The 21,536-nt window shown below is 69.9% G+C and carries 19 protein-coding genes and 2 tRNA genes; 14 read left to right on the top strand and 7 right to left on the bottom strand.

From position 1 onward, the window contains the following. Positions 1-29 precede the first annotated feature (29 nt). Positions 30-1,235 (bottom strand): sensor histidine kinase, encoded by a 1,206-nt coding sequence (locus tag AC4D2E_RS04565; RefSeq protein ID WP_490951791.1) that lies wholly within the window; start codon positions 1,233-1,235, stop codon positions 30-32. Between the two features lie 111 nt (positions 1,236-1,346). On the opposite strand from AC4D2E_RS04565, the gene AC4D2E_RS04570 reads away from it, so the two are divergent. Then, on the top strand, positions 1,347-2,399 hold the full coding sequence (locus AC4D2E_RS04570) for a 3-isopropylmalate dehydrogenase (protein WP_490951792.1): 1,053 nt from the start codon (positions 1,347-1,349) through the stop codon (positions 2,397-2,399). A 97-nt stretch (positions 2,400-2,496) separates the two neighbouring features. Then, complete coding sequence (locus tag AC4D2E_RS04575) at positions 2,497-3,603, top strand: branched-chain amino acid aminotransferase (RefSeq protein ID WP_490909549.1); 1,107 nt, start codon at positions 2,497-2,499, stop codon at positions 3,601-3,603. 102 nt (positions 3,604-3,705) lie between these two features. Here the strand turns inward: AC4D2E_RS04575 and AC4D2E_RS04580 are convergent, their stop codons facing one another. After that, the gene (locus tag AC4D2E_RS04580; RefSeq protein WP_104165506.1) at positions 3,706-5,283 is read right to left on the bottom strand and encodes a putative bifunctional diguanylate cyclase/phosphodiesterase; all 1,578 of its coding nucleotides are present in this window, start codon (positions 5,281-5,283) and stop codon (positions 3,706-3,708) included. A gap of 284 nt (positions 5,284-5,567) precedes the next feature. Next, positions 5,568-6,599 carry a hypothetical protein gene (locus AC4D2E_RS04585; RefSeq protein ID WP_490909548.1) on the bottom strand — a complete coding sequence of 344 codons (1,032 nt, stop codon included), beginning with the start codon at positions 6,597-6,599 and terminating at the stop codon, positions 5,568-5,570. A 210-nt stretch (positions 6,600-6,809) separates the two neighbouring features. Here AC4D2E_RS04585 and AC4D2E_RS04590 point away from each other — a divergent pair, with 210 nt between their 5' ends. The 8 genes from AC4D2E_RS04590 to AC4D2E_RS04625 all read left to right on the top strand — a co-directional run bounded on the left by AC4D2E_RS04590 (position 6,810) and on the right by AC4D2E_RS04625 (position 14,470). After that, entirely contained in the window at positions 6,810-6,950 is a 141-nt protein-coding gene (locus AC4D2E_RS04590) for a hypothetical protein (RefSeq protein WP_156135178.1), read from the top strand. Positions 6,951-7,129: 179 nt separating this feature from the next. Beyond that, positions 7,130-7,903: a fumarylacetoacetate hydrolase family protein gene (locus AC4D2E_RS04595; RefSeq protein WP_490951793.1), complete on the top strand. Its 774-nt coding sequence runs from the start codon at positions 7,130-7,132 to the stop codon at positions 7,901-7,903. 81 nt (positions 7,904-7,984) lie between these two features. Continuing rightward, positions 7,985-9,493: a glutamate--tRNA ligase gene (gene gltX / locus AC4D2E_RS04600; protein WP_490951794.1), complete on the top strand. Its 1,509-nt coding sequence runs from the start codon at positions 7,985-7,987 to the stop codon at positions 9,491-9,493. Further along, positions 9,493-10,308 (top strand): HAD family hydrolase, encoded by an 816-nt coding sequence (locus AC4D2E_RS04605; protein ID WP_490951795.1) that lies wholly within the window; start codon positions 9,493-9,495, stop codon positions 10,306-10,308. The genes gltX and AC4D2E_RS04605 overlap by 1 nt, the downstream gene beginning before the upstream one ends. Before the next feature lie 69 nt (positions 10,309-10,377). Then, a tRNA-Gln gene (locus AC4D2E_RS04610) sits at positions 10,378-10,449 on the top strand. A 65-nt stretch (positions 10,450-10,514) separates the two neighbouring features. Continuing rightward, positions 10,515-10,587: transfer RNA gene (locus AC4D2E_RS04615), tRNA-Glu, on the top strand. Positions 10,588-10,721: 134 nt separating this feature from the next. Then, the gene (locus AC4D2E_RS04620; protein ID WP_490951796.1) at positions 10,722-12,512 is read left to right on the top strand and encodes a dynamin family protein; all 1,791 of its coding nucleotides are present in this window, start codon (positions 10,722-10,724) and stop codon (positions 12,510-12,512) included. Further along, on the top strand, positions 12,509-14,470 hold the full coding sequence (locus tag AC4D2E_RS04625; protein ID WP_490951797.1) for a GTPase: 1,962 nt from the start codon (positions 12,509-12,511) through the stop codon (positions 14,468-14,470). Before AC4D2E_RS04620 ends, AC4D2E_RS04625 begins: the two co-directional genes overlap by 4 nt. Before the next feature lie 20 nt (positions 14,471-14,490). On the opposite strand, the gene AC4D2E_RS04630 is transcribed toward AC4D2E_RS04625, so the two are convergent. Further along, positions 14,491-15,051: a potassium channel family protein gene (locus AC4D2E_RS04630; protein WP_490909542.1), complete on the bottom strand. Its 561-nt coding sequence runs from the start codon at positions 15,049-15,051 to the stop codon at positions 14,491-14,493. A 183-nt stretch (positions 15,052-15,234) separates the two neighbouring features. Between AC4D2E_RS04630 and AC4D2E_RS04635 the strand changes: the two genes are divergently transcribed. Further along, on the top strand, positions 15,235-15,627 hold the full coding sequence (locus AC4D2E_RS04635) for an SHOCT domain-containing protein (protein WP_104165495.1): 393 nt from the start codon (positions 15,235-15,237) through the stop codon (positions 15,625-15,627). 86 nt (positions 15,628-15,713) lie between these two features. Here AC4D2E_RS04635 and AC4D2E_RS04640 read toward each other — a convergent pair whose 3' ends face one another. The 3 genes from AC4D2E_RS04640 to AC4D2E_RS04650 form a co-directional block, all read right to left on the bottom strand. Then, complete coding sequence (locus AC4D2E_RS04640) at positions 15,714-16,361, bottom strand: MBL fold metallo-hydrolase (RefSeq protein WP_490909541.1); 648 nt, start codon at positions 16,359-16,361, stop codon at positions 15,714-15,716. 76 nt (positions 16,362-16,437) lie between these two features. Continuing rightward, positions 16,438-16,989 (bottom strand): DUF1697 domain-containing protein, encoded by a 552-nt coding sequence (locus AC4D2E_RS04645; RefSeq protein WP_490951798.1) that lies wholly within the window; start codon positions 16,987-16,989, stop codon positions 16,438-16,440. Between the two features lies 1 nt (position 16,990). Then, on the bottom strand, positions 16,991-17,710 hold the full coding sequence (locus AC4D2E_RS04650) for an IclR family transcriptional regulator (protein WP_104119862.1): 720 nt from the start codon (positions 17,708-17,710) through the stop codon (positions 16,991-16,993). A 144-nt stretch (positions 17,711-17,854) separates the two neighbouring features. Here AC4D2E_RS04650 and leuC point away from each other — a divergent pair, with 144 nt between their 5' ends. The 3 genes from leuC to murA all read left to right on the top strand — a co-directional run bounded on the left by leuC (position 17,855) and on the right by murA (position 21,526). After that, on the top strand, positions 17,855-19,339 hold the full coding sequence (gene leuC / locus AC4D2E_RS04655; protein WP_104165489.1) for a 3-isopropylmalate dehydratase large subunit: 1,485 nt from the start codon (positions 17,855-17,857) through the stop codon (positions 19,337-19,339). A 9-nt stretch (positions 19,340-19,348) separates the two neighbouring features. Further along, entirely contained in the window at positions 19,349-19,948 is a 600-nt protein-coding gene (leuD, locus tag AC4D2E_RS04660; protein ID WP_104165487.1) for a 3-isopropylmalate dehydratase small subunit, read from the top strand. A 228-nt stretch (positions 19,949-20,176) separates the two neighbouring features. Continuing rightward, positions 20,177-21,526, top strand: coding sequence for a UDP-N-acetylglucosamine 1-carboxyvinyltransferase (gene murA, locus AC4D2E_RS04665; RefSeq protein ID WP_104165486.1), 1,350 nt, complete (start codon positions 20,177-20,179; stop codon positions 21,524-21,526). The last annotated feature ends 10 nt before the right edge of the window (positions 21,527-21,536 follow it).

The raw sequence follows: 21,536 nt of genomic DNA on the forward strand, positions 1-21,536 counted from the left end.
GATGGTGCCGGTCTCCGGCCCGGAGTGTCTCAGGTCCGGGTGTAGGGGATGAAGGCCTCCACCCGGTAGCCGCCGCCGGTCCGGGGCGCAGCCGCTACGGAACCGTCGTAGAGCCGCACGCGCTCCGTCATCCCCAGGATCCCCTGGCCCGCACCCGCGGTGGCGGGATCCGCCGCGGCGCCCCGGCCGTCGTCGTCGACCGTGATGCTGAGCCCCCGGGGACCGTGGTCGAGCACCACGTCGGCGGTGGTGGCCGCCCCTGCATGGCGGAGCACGTTGGTGAGCGCTTCCTGGACCACGCGGTAGGCGGTCAGTTCCGCTCCGGGTGGCAGGTCGCCGCGCGGTGTCCCCGTGCGGCGGCACGCGACGCGGATCCCGGACCGGCGCACCGACCGGACGAGGGAGTCGACGTCGTCGAGCGTCGGCAGGGGGCGGGTGGATGCACTCTCGTCGCCGCGCAGCACCCCGAGCAGCCGCCGCATCTCGCGGAGGGAGCCCCGCCCGGTATCGGCGATGGTCCCGAGGGTCCGGACGGCGACCTCCGGGGAGTGCGCACTGGCGTACCGGGCACCGTCGGCCTGCGTGATGATCACGGACAGGGAATGGGCCACGATGTCGTGCATCTCGCGGGCGATATGGCTTCGTTCGTCCGCCGCGGCGAGGTCCCGTTCCTGCTGCCGCTCGACCTCGAGCCGGCGCGTCCTGTCCTCGAGGGCCTGGTAGGTCAGGCGGCGTGAGCGCGACAGATCGCCCAGCGTCCAGGCGAGCAGCACGAGCGATTCCACGAGGAACAGCAGGATCAGGAACAGCGGCACGGTGGTGAGGACCGGTTGGCCGGGGCCGAGTCCGATCAGGGTGCCGTACCGCACCAGGCCGATCGATGTGCCGGCGACGGCCAGTCCCAGCCCCCCGAGGCTCGCCCACCGGGGACCGTGGGCGGCGAGGGTGAAGAGCGTGATGAGGATGACGAACTGGGCCGCCACCGGCTCGATCCCGGTGACCAGCTGCATCACGGAGACGCCGGCGACGAGCCCGGCCGAGAGGACGATGCGCGAGCGGCGCCATACCAGCGGGACGGTCAGCGCCGCCGATACGACGACGATCAGCGTGTACCCCTCGATGCCGTCCGCCGCGAAGGGCAGGACGAACAGGAGGAGGATCGCCAGTACCAGGCAGGCATCGACGGTTCGCGGATGCGTGCGGACCCAGCGCGCCAGCCGCAGGTGGATGTCCATGGAGTCCCACTCTAGGCGGGGCGCTCGGCCGCGCACATCAGACCCAGGGTGGAGCCGTCTCACCCTGCGGACGGATTGTTGCCACCCGGAACGCTTTCCTACGCTGGGACCATGACTGATGCATCCCGCCGTCTCGACCTCGCCGTCATCCCGGGAGACGGGATCGGGCCCGAAGTGACCGCCGAGGCTGTCAAGGTGCTGCTCGCGGCGGTGGGTGACGCCGCCGAGCTCTTCCTCACCGAGTACCCGCTCGGCGCCGAGCACTGGCTGGCCACGGGGGAGACGCTGCCGGATGCCACCCTCGACCGGCTCAGGGTGCATGATGCCATCCTCTTCGGAGCGGTGGGCGCCGCCCCCGGCGACACCCGCATCCCGTCGGGGCTGATCGAGCGCGAGCTCCTGCTGAAGCTCCGCTTCTCGCTGGACCACTTCGTGAACCTGCGCCCCTCACGGCTGTTCCCTGGCGTGCCCAGTCCCCTGGCGGATCCCGGGGTGATCGATTTCGTCGTCGTCCGGGAGGGGACCGAGGGCCCCTACACCGGCAACGGCGGGACGCTGCGCGGTGGCACGCCGCACGAGGTGGCCACGGAGGTGTCCCTCAACACCGCGCACGGCGTCGAGCGGGTGGTGCGGGATGCGTTCCGGCGGGCCGCCGCACGGAGGAAGAAGCTCACCCTGGTGCACAAGCACAACGTCCTCGTGTACGCAGGGCACCTGTGGAAGCGCACCGTGGAGGCTGTCGCCGCCGACTTCCCGGACGTGACCCACGACTACCTGCACGTGGACGCCGCGATGATCTTCCTCGTGACCGATCCGTCGCGCTTCGACGTGATCGTCACCGACAACCTCTTCGGGGACATCGTGACGGACCTCGCGGCAGCCGTGACGGGCGGCATCGGCCTCGCGGCGTCGGCGAACCTGAACATGGACCGCACGGCTCCGTCCATGTTCGAACCCGTGCACGGCTCGGCGCCGGACATCGCGGGCCGGCAGGTGGCCGACCCGACCGCCGCGATCCTCTCCGCGGCACTTCTCCTGCACCATCTCGGCCTCCCGGACCGCGCGGCACGGATCGAACGCGCGGTCGAGGAGGACATCGCTGCCCGTTCGGGTGCGCGGAGCACCTCGGCGATCGGCGATGCTATTGCCGCGGCCGTGTCCTAAGGTGGTTACACATCATTAACCCAGTGCCGGAGCACTGACCACCGACGGACGACGGCGGCCGAGCCGCGCGTACAGTCCGTACCAGCGCGGAGGAACCATGACAGCCACGGATACCCATTTCGCCCAGCACCTCTCGACGCAGCGGGCGTCGGCCGAGGAGCGGGAGGCGGTGCTGGCGAACCCCGGCTTCGGCAACTTCTTCACCGACCACACGGCGATCGTCGACTTCAGCGTCGACGAGTCGGGCGTCGGCGGCTGGCACGATGCGCGCGTGGAGCCCTACGGGCCGATCGCCCTGGACCCCGCGGCCGCCGTCCTGCACTATGGCCAGGAGATCTTCGAGGGCATGAAGGCTTACCGCCACGCGGACGGCTCGGTGTGGACCTTCCGCGCGGACGCCAATGCGGCGCGCCTGAACCGCTCGGCGATCCGCCTCGCGCTGCCCCAGCTGCCCGAGGAACTCTTCCTCGAGTCCCTGCGCCGGCTCGTCGCGGTCGACCAGGAGTGGATCCCCTCCGGCGACGGCGAGAGCCTGTACCTCCGGCCGTTCATGATCGCCACGGAGGCGTTCCTCGGTGTCCGTCCCGCCCGCGAGGTGTCCTACCGCGTGATCGCCTCGCCCGCCGGGAACTACTTCGGCGGCGAGGTGAGGCCGGTGGACATCTGGGTGTCCCGCAACTATGCGCGGGCAGGACGCGGAGGCACCGGGGCGGCGAAGGCCGGCGGCAACTACGCCTCCTCGCTCGCGGCCCAGCTCGAGGCGGAGGCCCACGGCTGCAAGCAGGTGCTCTTCCTCGACCAGTTCAACGACAACGCCGTCGAGGAGCTCGGCGGCATGAACGTGTTCTTCGTGTTCCGTGACGGGTCGATCGTCACCCCGGCCCTCTCCGGCACCATCCTCGAAGGCGTCACACGGTCCTCCATCATCCAGCTCGGCCGGGACCGGGGACTGGAGGTCAGCGAGCGCAAGATCACGCTGGACGAGTGGCGCGACGGCGTCGCGAGCGGCGAGATCACCGAGGTGTTCGCCTGCGGCACGGCCGCGGTCATCACGCCCATCGGCCGGCTGCGTGACGGCGACGAGTTCATCGGCGCCGAGGGCGCCCCCGCCGGCGAGGTGACCATGTCCATCCGCAGCGAGCTGCTCGGCATCCAGACCGGCGTCGTCGAGGACACGCACGGCTGGCTCACCCGCCTGGTCTGAACCTCGGGAGAACACGACGGCGTCCGTCCCGCCCCGTCAGGGGTGCGGGAGGGACGCCGTGGTCGTTCACGGGTGCATGGATCCCGTCGGACCGCGGGGAAGTCAGACCGACGACGCCGTCTCCGCGTCGTCGACACCCTCGCCCACCCGCAGGTGCCGCGTGGTGGCGAGCAGGGTCGACGCCTCGTCCGCGGGCATCGGGCGGCTGAAGTAGTAGCCCTGCCCGCTGGCGCATCCCAGTGCCCTGAGCTGGTCGGCCTGCTCGCGGGTCTCGATGCCTTCGAAGACGGCTTCGAGACCCGCTGCCCGGATGAGCTGCAGGATGGCTGCGACGAAGTCGAGCTGACCGGTCCTCGTGTTGAGCTCGACGAGGAGCGACCGGTCCACCTTGACCATGCTGACCGGCAGTTCCCGGAGGTAGCTGATGGAGGAGTAGCCCGTCCCGAAGTCGTCGATCTCGATCCCGACGCCGAGCTGCTGCAGACTCAGCAGGGAGTACATCTCCACCTCTCCGCGCGTCACGATCGCCGTCTCCGTGATCTCCACCACGAGGCTGTGGGCCGGGACCTCGAGCTTCCGGAGCAGTCCCCTGATGTGGTCGACGAGGTCGAGCTGCTTGAGTTCGACGGCGGAGAGGTTGACCCGCAGCTGGAAGTCGTCGTCGAGCGGGAGGTCCTTCCGCCAGGCCGCGAGCTGCTGCAGGGATGCGGACATCACCCAGCGGTCCAGGTCGTGGATGACGCCGATCTCCTCGGCGAGCGGGATGAACGTGTCCGGGGGGATCAGCCCGCGGAGGGGATGCTGCCACCGCACGAGCACCTCGACGCCGAGGATCCGGTTGGTGGCGAGTTCGACGACGGGCTGGTAGTGCAGGACGAGCTGGTCGGAGCTGATGGCGTCCCGGAGTTCCGTGGCCATCTGGCTGCGGAGTTGCCGGGAGTACAGCATCACGGGTTCGAAGACCTTGATGATGCTGCGGCCCTCCCGCTTGGCGGCGTACATGGCGGTGTCCGCGTCCAGGAGGAGTTCGTCCGCCGTCTGGCCGGCGGCGCCGATCCGCACCCCGATGCTCGCGCGGGAGTGGACGTACAGGGAGTCGAGGCGGATCTGCTCCCCGAGTGCGTCGAGTGCCCGGCGGGCGACCTGCATGGCGATCTCCATGGTGGCGCCCGGGAGCAGGATGGCGAACTCGTCGCCGCCGAGTCGTGCCACGAGGTCGCTCTCGCGGACCACCCCGAGGAGGCGGTTGGCGACTTCCCGGAGGACGCGGTCGCCCGCGTCGTGCCCGAAGCGGTCGTTGACGTTCTTGAAGCTGTCGAGGTCGAGGAGCAGGAGTGCCGGCGGCTCGGCGTCGGTGGCGGCGGCCTGGGCGAGTGCCTCCTCGATGCCGTCCATGAGGGCGACGCGGTTCGCGAGGCCGGTCAGGGCGTCGGACATCGCCATCTTCATCATGTCGAGGTGCGCCTGGCGCAGCATCGCCGTGCGGCTCTCGACTCGCTTCTCGAACTGCTCGTAGACCTGCTCCAGTTCCTCGGCCAGGAGGTTCACGCCGGTGATCACGGCGTCGACCTCGTCCCGCGCACTGGAGGGTTCGATGCGGCTGCTCAGTTCACCGCGCGACAGCCGGACGATGCTCTCGACGAGCATCGCGAGGCGGGGATCCTTCTGGTCAGCGCTCATCGGGTCCAGAGTACATTCCGCCGAGCGGCACATCCGGCGAGGTGGCCGACGGCGCGGCGCGTTGTGGGTACCCGGGCGGGGGTGCGCGGGTCGTGGCTGTCACGACCCTGACAGCCGTGCCATGGTCCCGGGACGAAGGAACCCCGACCGGGGTGGGAGTAATGGGGGAAAACGCCCGACCCGGCCGGGGTCTGCTGACCAGCGTACGCCAACCGGACGGGAAGCATGCCCATGTACCGGGAGTAAATTCCGCTTGACGGCAGGCCGGCGAGCTGCTGGCCGGTTCAGCCCCGGATGGAATCGATCAGGGCCCGGGCGGAGGAAGCCCGGTCCTCCGCGCCCGACTGCAGGAAGAGGTCCTCACTCGCTTCGAAGTTGCCGATGGCGCCGGAGTCACCACCGCGTTCCGAAAGAGCCTGACCGAGCAGGAAATGGGCTTGCGCTGCCATGTGCGTGGCCAGGAGGTGCTTCTTCTGGACGATGGACGTGAGTAGTGTCACGGCCGCCTCGACCTGACCGGTCAACACGAGCCACTGTGCCCGGGTGAGGCTCAGTTCGAGACGGTCCCGCTCCGACCCGCCAACGATCGAGCTCGCGAGCTCTGCTCGTTCGATGCACTCGAGGGTCTCGGGCTCGATAACGCCGGCGGTAAGGCGGAGCGACGCCGACGCGCGATTGAAGCGGGCCCACAGATCGAGGTCGTTGGTAGGGGAGAGAGCCTTGGCCGCACGCCCGTGATACTCCACGCCCTCCGGGATGTGTTTGAGGAGAAATGCCACATTGCCGATGGCCCAGTAGCCGACCCCGGTGGTCTGGCTGAGGGGTTCGGAGCGCAGGATCTCGTCGAGAGCCCGGCATTCCTCCCAGGCGGAGTCGAGCTGGTCACTGTCCGCCAGTGCTGCGATGAGCGCATTCCTCGCGCCGACCAGGACGTTGACGTCGTCGACCTCGCCCGAAGCGTCATCGACGGCCTGTCGAGCGGCGATGACAGCGGCGGTGAGGTCTCCGCAGCCCTGGAGGGCGAGGGAGAGGATGGTGGAGACCCGCGCACTCAGGGCTTTGGACTGGGTGGTCAGCGTGTGGCCGGCCAGTGTCTCGGCCACTTCTCTCGACTCCTGCATCAGACCCTGCTTCCGCAAAGTCTCGGACACGAAGAAGGTCGCGTTCCACCAGCCCAGATCGTCGCTGTCGTCGAGGGCGGAGGCTGCCATCTCCTGTGCGAGATGCTGGGCGGTGACGTAGTCACGCTGGCTCCACGCATCGCGTGCCCGGAGTTCGATCAGCAGACGCTGTCCCGCTGCTTCCTGATAGGTCATACTCACCTTCGGCTTTCCGGATCGGTCCAGCTACTGCTCCCCATTATTGGTGCTGCAACGCAATGCGACGAGAGATTCGAAAATTGTAGAAAGAAATTCTGGAAATGTGTTACCAAAGTGACTGGTGTGGCTTACCATGATTCTTGGGCCGCTCGTGGTATGAGAGCTGGACCCTGTCATCACTCGACCACCTGCCAAAGGATCCACATCATGAAGCGCATCACCTCCGCTTTCCTTCTCGCAACACTCCTCGTGACCGGAAGTGCAGCAGCGGCCAACGCTGCTCCCGCGAAGACCGGCGTCGTCGCTCCCGTCTCTTCACTGGACCGCGTCAACAACTGGCCCGGCTAGTCACCAATCGGCAGATGGTGGCGTTCCGTTAGGTCCGCGGAACCATCTGTATGCCGGAACTGATACCGCGGGCACCCTCTCTCTGGGAAGGGAGTGCCCGCGGTATCTCCTTTTGCCCCGCGCGACGAAACCGCATACCCCGACATCGGGACTCGAAGGCCCGCGCTAGGCTTGGCGGCATGCGAATTGCACGCTTTGTCGTAGATGATGACCCAATGTTCGGCGTCGTGGAAGGGAGCGAGGGCAGCGAGGAAGTCGCCGTCATCCAGGGTGACCCCTTCTACGCCGGCATCCAGCTGACCGGAGTACGCCACGCCCTCGAGGACGTCCGCCTCCTGGCGCCCGTCATCCCCCGCAGCAAGGTGGTCGGCGTGGGACGGAACTACGCGGACCACATCCGGGAGATGGGAAGCGAGACGCCGGCCGCGCCGCTCATGTTCCTCAAGCCCAACACCTCGGTGATCGGCCCCGGGGACCCGATCATGCTGCCGTCCTTCGCGGACCAGATCTCGTACGAGGCCGAACTCGCCGTCGTGATCGGCCGGATCTGCAAGGACGTCCCGCTCGAGCGGGTCGACGACGTCGTCTTCGGCTATACCTGCGCGAACGACCTGACCGCACGCGATGTCCAAGAGACCGACGACCAGTGGGCGCGCGCCAAGGGCTTCGACACGTCCTGCCCCATCGGCCCCTGGATCGAGACGGACCTCGACCCGGAGAACCTCACGGTCCGGGGGAGCCTGGACGGCGAACTCCGCCAGGACGGGTCCACGAGCGACATGATCTGGGGTGTGCGCGAACTCGTGGCCTACGTCTCGCAGGCCTTCACCCTGCTGCCGGGAGACATCATCCTCACGGGCACGCCGGCCGGGGTCGGGATGATCACCGACGGACAGCGGTACGACGTCGACATCGAGGGCATCGGACGCCTGTCCAACCCGGCGCGCCGCTGAAGCGTCTCCGCCGTCGGGCCCGCAGTCCGGGTCCGACGGCGCGCGGCCGCCGCTGGTGGTCCCACCTAGAATGGGACCACCATGACTACTGCTGCAGAGTTCCCCACCGTCTCCGATGCCACGCCCGTCCGGGTCCGATTCTGCCCGTCGCCGACGGGAACCCCCCACGTGGGCCTCATCAGGACTGCGCTCTTCAACTGGGCGTACGCCCGCCACACCGGGGGCAAGCTGATCTTCCGCATCGAGGACACCGACGCCGCCCGTGACAGCGAGGAGAGCTACCAGCAGCTGCTCGAGGCCATGACCTGGCTGGGCATCGACTGGGACGAGGGCGTCGAGGTGGGCGGACCGCACGCGCCCTACCGCCAGTCGCAGCGCGGTGAGCTTTACCGGGACGTCATCGACCGCCTCGTCGGGGCGGGCCACCTCTACGAGTCCTTCTCGACGCCCGAGGAGGTGGAGGAGCGCCACCGTGCCGCCGGGCGGGACGTGAAGCTCGGCTACGACAACCACGACCGCACGCTGACCGAGGAGCAGAAGGAGGCGTTCCGGTCGGCCGGACGTCCCGCGGTCCTGCGCCTGCGGATGCCCGACGAGGACATCACCTTCACCGACCTCGTGCGCGGGGAGATCACGTTCCGCGCCGGCGGTGTCCCGGACTTCGCCGTCGTCCGGGCCAACGGTGCGCCCCTCTACACGCTCGTCAATCCGGTCGACGACGCCCTGATGGGCATCACGCACGTCCTGCGCGGCGAGGACCTGCTGTCCTCCACGCCCCGCCAGGTGGCGCTCTACCGGGCGCTGATCGACATCGGAGTGGCCCGGCACATGCCGCTGTTCGGCCACCTGCCCTACGTCATGGGCCAGGGCAACAAGAAGCTGTCCAAGCGCGATCCCGAATCCAACCTGTTCCTGCACCGTGAGCGCGGCTTCATCCGCGAAGGCCTCCTCAACTACCTGTCCCTGCTGGGCTGGAGCATGTCGGCGGACCAGGACATCTTCTCGGTGGAGCAGCTCGTCGAGAAGTTCGACGTGCGCGACGTGCTGGCCAACCCGGCGCGGTTCGACCTGAAGAAGGCCGAGGCGATCAACGGCACCCACGTGCGGCTGCTGGATCCGGGCGAGTTCCGTTCCCGCCTGCTGCCCTATCTCGCGGCGGCAGGCCTCCTCGGTGCCGATCCCACCGAGGAGGAGCTGCGCATCGTCGCCGAGGCCGCCCCGCTCGTCCAGGAACGCATCACCCTGCTCGGCGAGGCCCCCGAGATGCTGGGGTTCCTGTTCAAGGCCGACGACGCCGTGGACATCGCCGACGACGCCCGCAAGGGACTGCCCGAGAATCTCGGCGAGGTGCTCGACGCCACCCTGGCCGCCCTCGAGGGCTGCCCGACGTGGGACGCCGAATCGCTGCAGGCCGCGCTGCGGGCCGCCCTGGTCGACACGCTCGGCCTCAAGCCGCGGCTCGCCTTCGGCCCGGTCCGGACCGCGATCTCCGGGCGCAAGATCTCCCCGCCCTTGTTCGAGTCGATGGTGATCCTCGGGCGCGAGTCCTCGATCGCCCGCGTCCGGGCGCTGCGCGCGACGGCTGCGTGATGGCGACCGGTCGGGGCCCGGCAGGGCCGGCAGCGGCCGGGCAGGGCGTGCCCGACGCGGAGGGCCACGGCGTCGTCGACGGCGTGCTGTTCGACATCGACGACACGCTCGTGGACCTCGAAGGGGCCATGGGGCACACGCTGCAGGCCATCCCGGACCCGTCCCTGAACCACCTGAGCGACGACGACTGGGCACGCTACAAGGCCCTGTACACGACGGACCCCCAGCGGCACTACGACCGGTTCCTGGCGGGGGATGTCACCTTCGAGGAGCAGAGGGTGCACCGGGTCCGGCACGCGCGTGCCGCGTTCACTCCGGAGCCGTTCGTGGGGCACATGGCCGAGGCCTGGGTGCGCGCCTACGAGCAAACCCTGCCGCTGCACTTCCGGGCGTACGACGACGTCGGGCCCCTCCTGGACGAACTGGACGCCCGTGGCATCCCGTACGGCGCGGTCAGCAACAACGTGCACGCCTACCAGCGGGCCAAGCTGGACCACGCCGGCCTGCAGCGCATCGCGACGCTGGTCGGCATCGACACCGTCGGCGTGGCCAAGCCCGACCCGGCCATCTACCACGAGGGTGCACGGCTGCTCGGGACCGCGCCCGCGCGGACGCTCTACGTGGGCGACAATCGGCTGCTCGACGCCGTCGGAGCGCGGTCGGCCGGGCTGGTCGGCGTATGGCTGGACCGCGCGGGAGCCGGCCGGGCAGCGGGCACCGACGGCGGCTCGGCGGCCGATGCCGGGCACGCCCCGGAGGTGCCTCGCATCAGGGGTCTGGAGCCCGTTTTGCAGTTCCTGCCTTCTGTCCGGTAAAGTTATTTCTCGGCGCGGAGCGGTTACGCGACCGGAGCCCAGCACGATCGGGACTCCGAAAAGTGCCATTGGGGTATGGTGTAATTGGCAACACACTGGTTTCTGGTACCAACATTCTAGGTTCGAGTCCTGGTACCCCAGCGCACTTCCGCCCCCGGGCGGAATGGCAAAAGCACACGGCAACACATAGTAAGATGGAAAGTACTGGCCCCATCGTATAGCGGCCTAGTACGCTGCCCTCTCACGGCGGTAACGCGGGTTCGAATCCCGCTGGGGTCACATTCGCCCGCAAGGGCACAGTCCGTCAGGACGCCGGGAAGTCCCGGACATCACCAGGATGTCCGGGACTTTTCCGTTTGCGGAGAGGACGAGGACTTCGGGGCGCGGAGGCGGGGGACTGGCATGATGGTTTCATGAGTGCACCTTCCATGGTCGGCGAAGCCCGCGGGCTCGCCCCGCTGCTGCGCGAAGTGCGTGCCGCACTGGACAGTCTCGCGTTCCCGCTGGAGCTTCCCGGCTCGGACGTTGCGCGGGAATCGGCGGCAGCCGCACGCGCTCAGCTCACCGACTACATCCTTCCGCGACTGGCCAGCCTGGATGCCCCGCTCGTCGCCGTCGTGGGCGGGTCCACGGGCGCCGGGAAATCCACCCTCGTCAACGCCCTCGTGGGGCGTCCCGTCTCGGTCACGGGCGCCGTGCGGCCCACCACCCGCCAGCCGCTCCTGCTCCACCACCCGGATGACGGCGCGTGGTTCGACGACGCGCGGATCCTGCCCACCCTCAGCCGGGTCCGCCTCGCGACCGACGACGACGGTGCCGGCGACCCGCCGACGGCGGGCGCGCCCGCAGCGCTCCATCAGGCCTCAGGGCCTGACACCCTGCTCCTGCGCCCGACGTCGACGCTCCCGCCCGGCCTTGCACTCCTCGATGCCCCTGACGTCGACTCCATCGCGGACGAGAACCGCCGGCTCGCCGGCCAGCTGCTCGCGGCGGCGGACCTCTGGATCTTCGTGACCACGGCCAACCGCTACGCGGACGCCGTCCCCTGGAGGCTGCTCGCGGAGGCAGGCCGCCGGGACGTCCTCGTCGCCGTCGTGCTGGACCGTGTGCCGGCCGGAGTGGAGGAGGAGATCAGGAGCGATCTCCTGACGCTGCTGTCGGCCGAGAACCTCGGGCACGCGCCCATCTTCGTGGTCCCGGAGATGATGCTCGGTCCGTCGCGCATGCTGCCGGCAGACGCCGTCGAGCCGATCACGCGATGGCTGCAGGCCCTGGCAGCCGACGCCGACGGGCGGCGGGACATCGCGCGACGGACGGTGAGCGGTGCGATGCGTGCCCTCGCCGGTCGCATCGACGGCATCGCCGAAGCCGCAGGCCAGGAGCAGTCCGTCGCCGATGCCCTGCGCGCAGCCGTGGAGGGCGCCTACGCGGACGCCCTGGCGGACGTCCTCGCGGCCACGGAGGACGGCAAGCTGCTGCGCGGGGAGGTCCTCGCCCGCTGGCAGGACTTCGTCGGCACCGGTGAGTTCATGCGCGGCCTCGAGACGAGGATCGGACGCGCGCGGGACCGGATGAGTGCGTTCTTCACGGGACGGCCGGCCCCGGCGGCGACCGTCGCCGAAGCCATCGGCAGCGGGTTGCAGACGGTGATCGTCGAGCAGGCGGCCCGCGCGGACGAGACCACGCGCAGGCGGTGGCGTGGGGACCACGCGGGCCGGGTGCTGCTCGGGGACGTGCCGGCGTGGGACGCCGCCGCCGTGTCGGCCGAGGTGGCCCGCGAGATCCGGGAGTGGCAGCAGGACATCCTGCTGCTCGTCCAGGCCGAGGGTGCGGACAAGCGCTTCACGGCCCGCATGCTCTCCTTCGGTGTCAACGGCGTCGCCGTGGCCCTGATGGTGGTGGTCTTCGCGTCCACGGGAGGCCTCACGGGCGGGGAGATCGGCATCGCCGGGGCGTCCGCGGTCGCGGGCCAGAAGCTCCTGGAGGCGGTCTTCGGCGACGACGCCGTCCGGCGACTGGCCGCCACGGCCCGCAGGAACCTCTACCAGCGCGTCGAGGCGCTGCTCCGCCGCGAGCGCGAGCCCTTCGGCCGGTCCCTGCAACCTTTGGCGCTCCAGACCTCGGCCGAGGCGCTCACCGTCCTGGCCAGCCGGCTCCGCACGGCGCTGCCGGCGGAGCCTTCCGCTGCGGGAGACGACGCGTGAGCCGTACCGGGCAGGACACGACGGAGACCGCCGGCTCGCTGGCCGAGGTGCTCGCGCACCTGCACGAGGCCTCCGAGCTCGGTGCTGAACGGCTCCCGCCGGAGGAACTGGAACGGCTCCGCCGGACGCTGGAGCGCGCGGGCCGGCGGCGGTCGCTGTCGGCGGACCACACGGTGGTGGGCATCTTCGGGCCGACCGGCAGCGGCAAGTCCTCGCTCGTGAACGCGCTGAGCGGCACCGGCGCAGCCCGGGTCGCGGTCCGGCGGCCCACGACGTCGGAGCCGCTCGCCCTCGTCTGGGGCAGTAGCGGGAGCGACGAACTGCTCGACTGGCTGGAGGTCCGGCAGCGTGTCGCCCTGCCCGAGGGCGCGCCGCTCGTCGGGGGAGGATCGGCCCGGGAGCCGCGCGTGCTCGAGGTCGTGGCACCCGGCGGAGGGCGGACCGACGCCGCGCTCGACGCGCGCACCGACCTCGGCGGACGGGAGACGCACCCCGGGGCCGAGGGCCCTGACGGTCGGGTCGCGCACGATGCCACGGTCGGCGGAACCGATCGGCCGGACGGCACCGGCCCCGAGGACGGGCACGACGACGGGGCGGCGGCAACGCCCGGTCCGGACTCCGGGGCCCGTGGATCGCGCCGCGGATTCTTCCGCCGGCGCCGCAGGGGATCGACGCCGGCGGCCGGTCAGGAGGCCGCGCAGCACTTGCTGCCCGCGCTGCCGGACACCGCCGGGCTGATCCTCCTGGACCTGCCCGATTTCGATTCCACGGCGGTTGCGCACCGGGAGACCGTCGAGCGCCTGGCGGGGATGGTCGACGTGCTGCTCTGGGTGGTCGACCCCCAGAAGTACGCCGATGCGGCGCTTCACCACGGCTTCCTGCGGGACCTGGCGACCCATGAGGCGGTGATCCTGGTGGCACTCAACCAGGCGGACCGCCTGGACCCGGAGGATCTCGAGGCCGTGCTGTCCTCCCTCGCGGGCATCCTCGCCGGCGAGGGGCTGCCGGGGGTCGACGTCGTCCCGGTGTCCGCGCGGACGGGCCAGGGGGTCGGTGAGCTCGCCAGAGGGATCAGGGAGCTCGCCGAGAGCCGCGCTGCGGCGATGCGCAGGGTCGCGGCGGATGCCGAGCGCGCGGCAGGTGATCTGCTCCCGTTCGTGGCGGAGCACGTCGCGGCGCCGTCCGACGCCGCGCGGGCGGCCCTGTCCGCGGAGCTCGGCATGGCCGCAGGCGTGCCGGTGGTGGTGGACGCCGTCCGCAGCGCCTATCGAAGGGACGTGCACGCCACCACGGGCTGGCCGGTGACCCGCTGGCTGGCGGGGCTCCGCCCCGATCCGCTGCGCCGGTTGAACCTGCGGCGGCAGGACGTCATCCCCGAGCTGCGCCGGTCCTCGCTCCCCGTCGGGGACCCTGCGCAGCAGGCGCGGGTGGGGCAGGCACTGCGGGTGTTCGGGGACGCGGCGGCCGGCGGCCTCCGTGATCCGTGGCGTACGTCCGTCCGGGATGCTGCCCTGAGCACGTCCCCGGAGCTCACGGACGCCCTCGACGCGGCCGTCACCGGCACCGACCTGGAGACCGGTCGGAGCAGGTGGTGGGGTGTTTTCGGTGTCCTGCAGTGGATCGCCTTCGCGGCCCTGGTCGCGGGACTCGCATGGCTCGGTCTCCTGGCGGGTCTCGCGTTCCTGCAGCTGCCCGCCCTCGAGGTGCCCCGGGTGGAGGGCTTCCCCCTGCCCATCCTGCTGATCCTCGGCGGCCTGGTGGCCGGCGTCCTGCTCGCGGTCGTTGCTGCCCTCCTCGCGCGCTGGGGGGCCGGGAGGCGCGCGTCAAGGGTGCGCAGGAAGCTGCTGGCCGCCTGCTCCCGCGTGGCGGCCGACGTCGTCCTGCAGCCCGTCCTGGACGAGGTGGACCGCTGCAACGCCTTCAGCGCCGCCGTGCGTGCGGCCTCGCAGCGCAGCTGAGGGTAGCGCGGGGCCCTGGGCTAGCGGGTCAGCCGCCGGGAGGCTGCCAGGAAGGCGACCTTCCCGATCAGCACCAGGGCGCCGAGGTCTGCCAGCATCTGGACGATCAGCAGGGACCGGGCCAGTTCACTCTTCGGCGTGATGTCCCCGAATCCCACGGTGGCGAAGGTCGACGTCGTGAAGTACAGGGCATCGATCCGGTCGAGGGGTTCGCTGAAGGACGCGGGGTCGGTCTCGGACATGGACACGTAGAGCAGCGCGAAGAGGCACAGCAGGATCAGGATCAGTTCGACGACGGCCTCGGCGGCGCGGATCTGGGGGACCTGCGCCGCCATGATTGTATGCAGTTCGAGGGCCATGGCCGCGAGGAAGACGACGACGACGGCGATCAGACGGATCCAGGCAGCGATGGGATTCTCCTCGTTGAACCCTCCGACGGGGAAAAGGACATAGGCGCCGAGAAGAATTGTGAAGAAAATGGTAAGCCGTATGATCGAATTCGCGACGGCGCGCCGACGGCCGGCCTTGTCGAGTTCACGGAAGAACGCTGGGCTGCTTTGCCCGATGCTTTTCGCACCCATGCTTCATAGTACCGCCGCCCCTCCCGGTGCCACATGGGGCCGGCGCCGATCAGCGGGAGGGTTGCGCGGTCGGGACCTTCGGCCCTTTGCCGCCCATCGTCGGATCACCACACTTGTGATATCCAAGCCGCGCCGGTCCGTCTGTCCTCGCGGCGCTTTTAAAATTCTGACAGGAGTGGACAGATGGAATTCTGGGAGAACATTTGGAACATCATTTGGTTGTCCTTCTCGATCATGGTGTTCTTCGCCTATCTGATCGTGTTGTTTCAGATCATCATCGATCTCTTCCGCGATCGTGAGCTCTCGGGCTGGTTGAAGGCGGTCTGGATGGTGGGCCTCATCTTCATCCCGATGATCACCGCCGTGGTCTACCTCCTGGCGCGCGGGCGTGGCATGGCCGATCGCGAACTGGCCAGCAGGCAGGCCGCTCAGGAGTCGATGGACAACTACGTGCGGAGCGTCGCCGTACCGACGTCGGCCGAGGAGATCGCGAAGGCGAAGGAACTGCTCGAAGCCGGCACCATCACGGAGCCGGAATTCGTGAAGCTGAAGGATCGCGCCCTGGCCTCGGTCTGAGTGCACCCGCTGATCCCGTTCCCCGGGCAGGTCCCGGAGGACGGGATCAGCCATGTGCGGGTCCGGCCGGTCCGGGAGCGCGGACTTCAGGGAGTAGGCGCGGCAGTCCGGGCGATCGGGCTGTGGCCGGAGCAGACCCAGTCCACCGAGCCCGAACGGATGCGCTCGGCCAGGAGCCGGACGGTGCGCGCAGCGACGGGCCGGTCGTCGATGAGGGGCGCGTAGAAGTCCCGGACGCCCCCGTCCGCCGACACCCTGGCGGCATCCCCCGTGAAGAGGACCCCGCGCCACTGGAAGGCGTAGTGGCCGGGGGTGTGACCGGGGGTCGGGAAGTACTCGAGCCCGGGGAAGATCTCGCCGGAGCCGGTGAGCTCCCGTACGTCGTCCGGAAGGCGGACAGGGAAGATCCGCCGCAGCACCCTCCGAAGACGGGTCTTCGGCGTGATCCGGCGGCGCAGCACGTCGGCATCGGCGGAACCGATCCAGACGCTCGCGCCGAGGGCTTCCCGGAGTCGCCGCGCCGCCTGGGCATGGTCGGCGTCGTAGTGGGTGAGGACGATGTCGGTGATCGGGCCGGTCGTCGCCTCGTCGGCCCGCAGCTCGGCGATGACGCCGTCGAACCCCGACGCCAGACCGGGGTCGATCACGGCGGCCCGGCCGGCGCCGACCACCACGAAGCCATGGGAACCCTTCTGCTGCTCGAGTTCGTGGCAGTCCTGGTCGATGAGTCGCATGGTGTGTCCTTCGGCTGGGTCGGCGGCATCGGCGCGGCGTGGTCGAACCCTACCAAGGCGACGGCCCTCCGTGCCGTCACGCCAGGAGGCGCAGCACCTTGTCCACGGTGTTGAGGTTGCGGGTCGTCGAGTTCGCCGCGTGTCGCGTCCTGGCGAGCAGCTTCGCGAGAGGGACGTCGGTCGACCTGCCTTTCGGCGGGAACCAGGCGATCGCCGTGCCGCCGGTGAGGGCCACCGGTTCCTCGCCGAGACCGCGGGCCTCGTCGACGAACGCCGACTGTTCGTCCGGCCCCGTGAACAGCGTGACGTACGTGTGCGTGTCGGCGTTCCCCTGCTGGGGCACCGACGCCGCGATGCCGGCGAGCTCGGCCCGCTCGACGACGATCACGCGCGCCGGATAGCCGAAGCGTGCACGCAGTGCCTCCTCCACACGGCCGGTGAGCTGCTCGGCCGCGAGCGCGGAGGAGCAGGTGGCGTTGCCGCTGGCGAGGACCGTGGCGACGTCGCCCACCGGCAGGCCGGCGAGCAGTTCGCGGAGGTCGGCCATGCGGATGGTGACCCCGCCGACGTTCACGCCCCGCAGGAAGATGGCATACCGACGCCCGGTTCCGGGGGCGTGCTCGCCCATGTCAGTCGGATGCCTTCGCCACGGCGAGCGTCAGCTGGCGCGCGGCGTCCGAGACCACCTCGGCGTGGATGCGGCCGGGCTGGCGGGTGAGGCGTTCCATCGGTCCGGAGATCGACACGGCGGCGATCACGCGGCCGGACGGACCGCGCACCGGGGCGGAGACGGAGGCGACGCCGTTCTCCCGTTCACCGAGGCTCTGCGCCCATCCGCGGCGCCGCACGCCGGCCAGCACGGTCGGCGTGAACCGGGCGTCCTGCAGCCCCTTGAGCAGGCGGTCGTGGTCCTCCCACGCCAGGAGGCACTGCGCGGCCGACCCGGCCTTCATGGACAGCTGGGTCCCGACCGGGATCGTGTCCCGCAGTCCCACGGGGCGCTCGGCGGACGCCACGCAGACGCGCCACTCGCCCTGCCGCCTGAACAGCTGGGCGCTCTCGCCCGTGGCGTCCCGCAGGCCGAGGAGCACCGGTCCCGCCGAGGCGATCAGGCGGTCCTCGCCGGCGGCCGAGGCCAGTTCCACGAGCCTGCTGCCGAGGACGAAGCGGCCCTGCATGTCCCGGCCCACCAGCCGGTGATGGGCCAGGGCGAGGGCGAGCCGATGCACGGTGGGGCGCGCCAGGCCGGTCGAGGCGACCAGCTGGGCGAGGGTGGTGGGCCCGGCCTCGAGGGCGTCGAGCACGAGGGCGGCCTTGTCGATGACTCCGACGCCGCTAGAATTGTCCATAGGATGATATTGCCGTCTCATAATCTGAGACGCAAGCTCTCGGGCTGGCACTCGTCGACGGGCGCTGGTTGAGTTGATGACACGAGGAGTTCAGGCCGCTGCCCCTACCGGGGTCCGGGGCCGGAGCAGAAAAGGACGAGCGTCATGGGCAAGACACTGGCAGAGAAGGTCTGGGACGCACACGTGGTGCGCAAGGGGGACGTCGTCGGCGCCGAAGCGCAGCCGGACCTCCTCTACATCGACCTGCACCTCGTCCACGAGGTCACCTCGCCGCAGGCCTTCGAAGGTCTCCGCCTCGCGGGGAGGCCCCTGCGCCGCCCGGACCTGACGATCGCCACCGAGGACCACAACACGCCCACCCTGGACATCGACAAGCCGATCGCCGACCTCACCAGCCGGACCCAGATCGAGACCCTGCGGGCGAACTGCCGGGAGTTCGGCGTACGGCTCCACTCGCTCGGCGACGCCGAACAGGGCATCGTGCACGTCGTCGGCCCCCAGCTCGGCCTCACCCAGCCGGGACTGACCGTCGTCTGCGGCGATTCGCACACCTCCACGCACGGCGCCTTCGGCGCGCTCGCCATGGGCATCGGCACCTCCGAGGTGGAGCACGTGATGGCCACCCAGACGCTGTCGCTGAAGCCGTTCCGGACCATGGGCATCACGGTCGAGGGGACGCTGAAGCCGGGCGTCACCTCCAAGGACATCATCCTCGCCGTCATCGCCAAGATCGGGACCGGAGGCGGGCAGGGCTACGTGCTCGAGTACCGCGGGTCGGCCATCCGGGCGCTGTCCATGGAAGCGCGCATGACCATCTGCAACATGTCGATCGAAGCGGGAGCGCGCGCCGGGATGGTCGCCCCCGACGAGACGACGTTCGCCTACCTGAAAGGCCGTCCGCATGCGCCGGAGGGTGCGGACTGGGATGCCGCGGTCGCCGAGTGGCGCGAGCTGCGCACCGATGACGACGCCGTCTTCGACGCGGAGGTCTTCCTCGACGCGAACGAGCTGGAGCCCTTCGTCACCTGGGGGACCAACCCGGGGCAGGGCGTCTCCCTCTCGCAGGCCGTGCCGTCGCCGGAGGACTTCGACGACGAGAACGACAAGGCCGCGTGCAGCCGCGCGCTGGACTACATGGCGCTGCAGCCCGGCACCCCCATGAAGGACATCCGGGTGGACACGGTGTTCCTCGGCTCCTGCACGAACAGCCGCATCGAGGACCTCCGCATCGCCGCCGACATCATCAGGGGGCGCGAGAAGGACCCGGCCGTGCGGATGATGGTCGTCCCGGGGTCGGCCCGCGTGCGGCTGCAGGCCGAGGCCGAAGGCCTGGACCGTGTCTTCAAGGACTTCGGGGCGGAATGGCGGTTCGCCGGCTGCTCCATGTGCCTCGGCATGAACCCCGACCAGCTGGCCCCGGGCGAGCGCTGCGCGTCGACGTCGAATCGGAACTTCGAGGGTCGCCAGGGCAAGGGCGGAAGGACGCACCTGGTCTCGCCGGTCGTCGCCGCCGCGACGGCGGTGCGCGGCACGCTCAGTTCGCCGTCGGACCTGCCCCCGCGTCCCGGCGGCACCGAAGCCCACGGCACGGGTGCCCATGCCGCCCCGTCCACCGTCACCGCAGCCTAGGAGCCCGCCATGGAGAAGATCACCACGCACACCGGCATCGGCGTGCCGCTGCGCCAGAGCAACATCGACACCGACCAGATCATCCCGGCCGTCTACCTCAAGCGCATCACCCGGACGGGCTTCGAGGACGCGCTCTTCGCCGGCTGGCGCAAGGACGAGGACTTCATCCTCAACCGTGAGCCCTACGCCCGGGGGTCCGTCCTGGTCGCCGGGCCGGATTTCGGCACCGGGTCCTCCCGGGAGCACGCCGTGTGGGCGCTGAAGGACTACGGGTTCAAAGCCGTCCTGTCATCGCGCTTCGCGGACATCTTCCGCGGCAACTCGGGCAAGCAGGGGCTCGTCGCCGCGCAGGTCGCCCAGGACGACATCGAGCTCATCTGGAAGGTCCTGGAGAACGAGCCGGGTGCGACCGTCACGGTGGATCTCGAGGCGCGCATGGTGCAGTGCGGGTCCGTGACCGCACCCTTCCAGCTCGACGACTACACGCGGTGGCGCCTGCTGGAGGGACTCGACGACATCGGCCTCACGCTCCGGCAGGAGGAGCACATCACGGCGTTCGAGGCCCGCCGTCCGTCCCACAAGCCGACCACCCTTCCCGTGCGCACCTGACCGCTCGCCGGGCGGCCGCGGCCGTCGCGGGATGCCCGCGGCTGTCACGCAGCTCACAGGCCCTGTCCGGGACCGTGAAGGAATGCCGACGCATCCCCCGAGGTTCCTGTAGGGGAGCTGGGAGTGCACCCAGTACCCTTGTTTTTTGTCTGCCGGACGGTGCTCCTATGCTGGGAGGGGGCATTTTCGGGTCCGCGGGGGTTCAACGTATGAGGGAAACAGGTATTCATGGGTAGCGTTCTGACCATTCGAGGCGGCATTCCGCTGACGGGCAAGGTCCTCGTCCGCGGGGCGAAGAATCTGGTGCCGAAGGCGATGGTCGCATCGCTGCTGGGCAACTCACCGTCCGTCCTCCGCAACGTCCCGGAGATCAAGGACGTCGACGTCGTCACCAGCCTGCTGCAGCTGCACGGCGTCACGGTGACGAAGGACCCCATCACCGGCGACCTCACGATGGACCCGAGCGACGCCAAGATGGCGATGTCCAAGGACATCGACGCGCACGCCGGCGACTCGCGCATCCCCATCCTCTTCTGCGGGCCCCTGATGCACAGCATCGGCGAAGCCTTCATCCCGGACCTCGGTGGCTGCAAGATCGGTGACCGGCCGATCGACTACCACATGGAGGTCCTGCGCAACTTCGGCGCCGTCGTCGACAAGCGCCCGGGCGGCATCTCCATCTCCGCGCCCAGGGGCCTCCACGGCGCCAAGCTCACGCTGCCGTACCCCAGCGTCGGGGCGACCGAGCAGGTGCTCCTCACGGCGGTCCGCGCCGACGGCATCACCGAGCTCTCCGGAGCCGCCGTCGAGCCCGAGATCATGGACCTCATCGCCGTCCTGCAGAAGATGGGCGCGATCATCACGGTGCAGACGGATCGCGTCATCCGCATCGAGGGCGTCAAGGAACTGACCGGCTACAACCACAAGGCCATCTCCGACCGCAACGAGACGGCGTCATGGGCGTCCGCCGCTCTCGTCACCAAGGGTGACATCTACGTCGAGGGCGCGCGCCAGCTCGACCTCACGGCGTTCCTCAACACGTACCGCAAGGTCGGCGGCGCCTTCGACGTCGACGACGACGGCATCCGCTTCTACCACCCGGGCGGCCCCCTGAAGCCGCTCGTGCTCGAGACGGACGTGCACCCCGGCTTCATGACGGACTGGCAGCAGCCGCTCGTCGTCGCCCTCACCCAGGCCACCGGCGTCTCGATCGTCCACGAGACGGTGTACGAGAACCGGTTCGGGTTCACCGAGGCCCTCCTGCGCATGGGCGCCAGCATCCAGGTGCACCGCGAGTGCCTCGGCAGCATCCCGTGCCGGTTCGGGCAGCGCAACTTCCTGCACTCGGCGGTGATCTCCGGACCCACGCAGCTGCACGGCACCGATATCGACATCCCCGACCTGCGGGGAGGGTTCAGCCACCTCATCGCGGCCCTCGCCGCCGACGGCGTCTCCCGCGTCACCGGGATCGAGCTCATCAACCGCGGCTACGAGCGCTTCCAGGACAAGCTCGAGGGCCTCGGCGCGGACTTCGATGTCACGGAGGACGCCCCGGCTGTCGCCGTGGCACTCGCGTAGGAGGCCCGGC

The sequence above is a fragment of the Arthrobacter sp. TJ-265 genome, assembly GCF_058269135.1.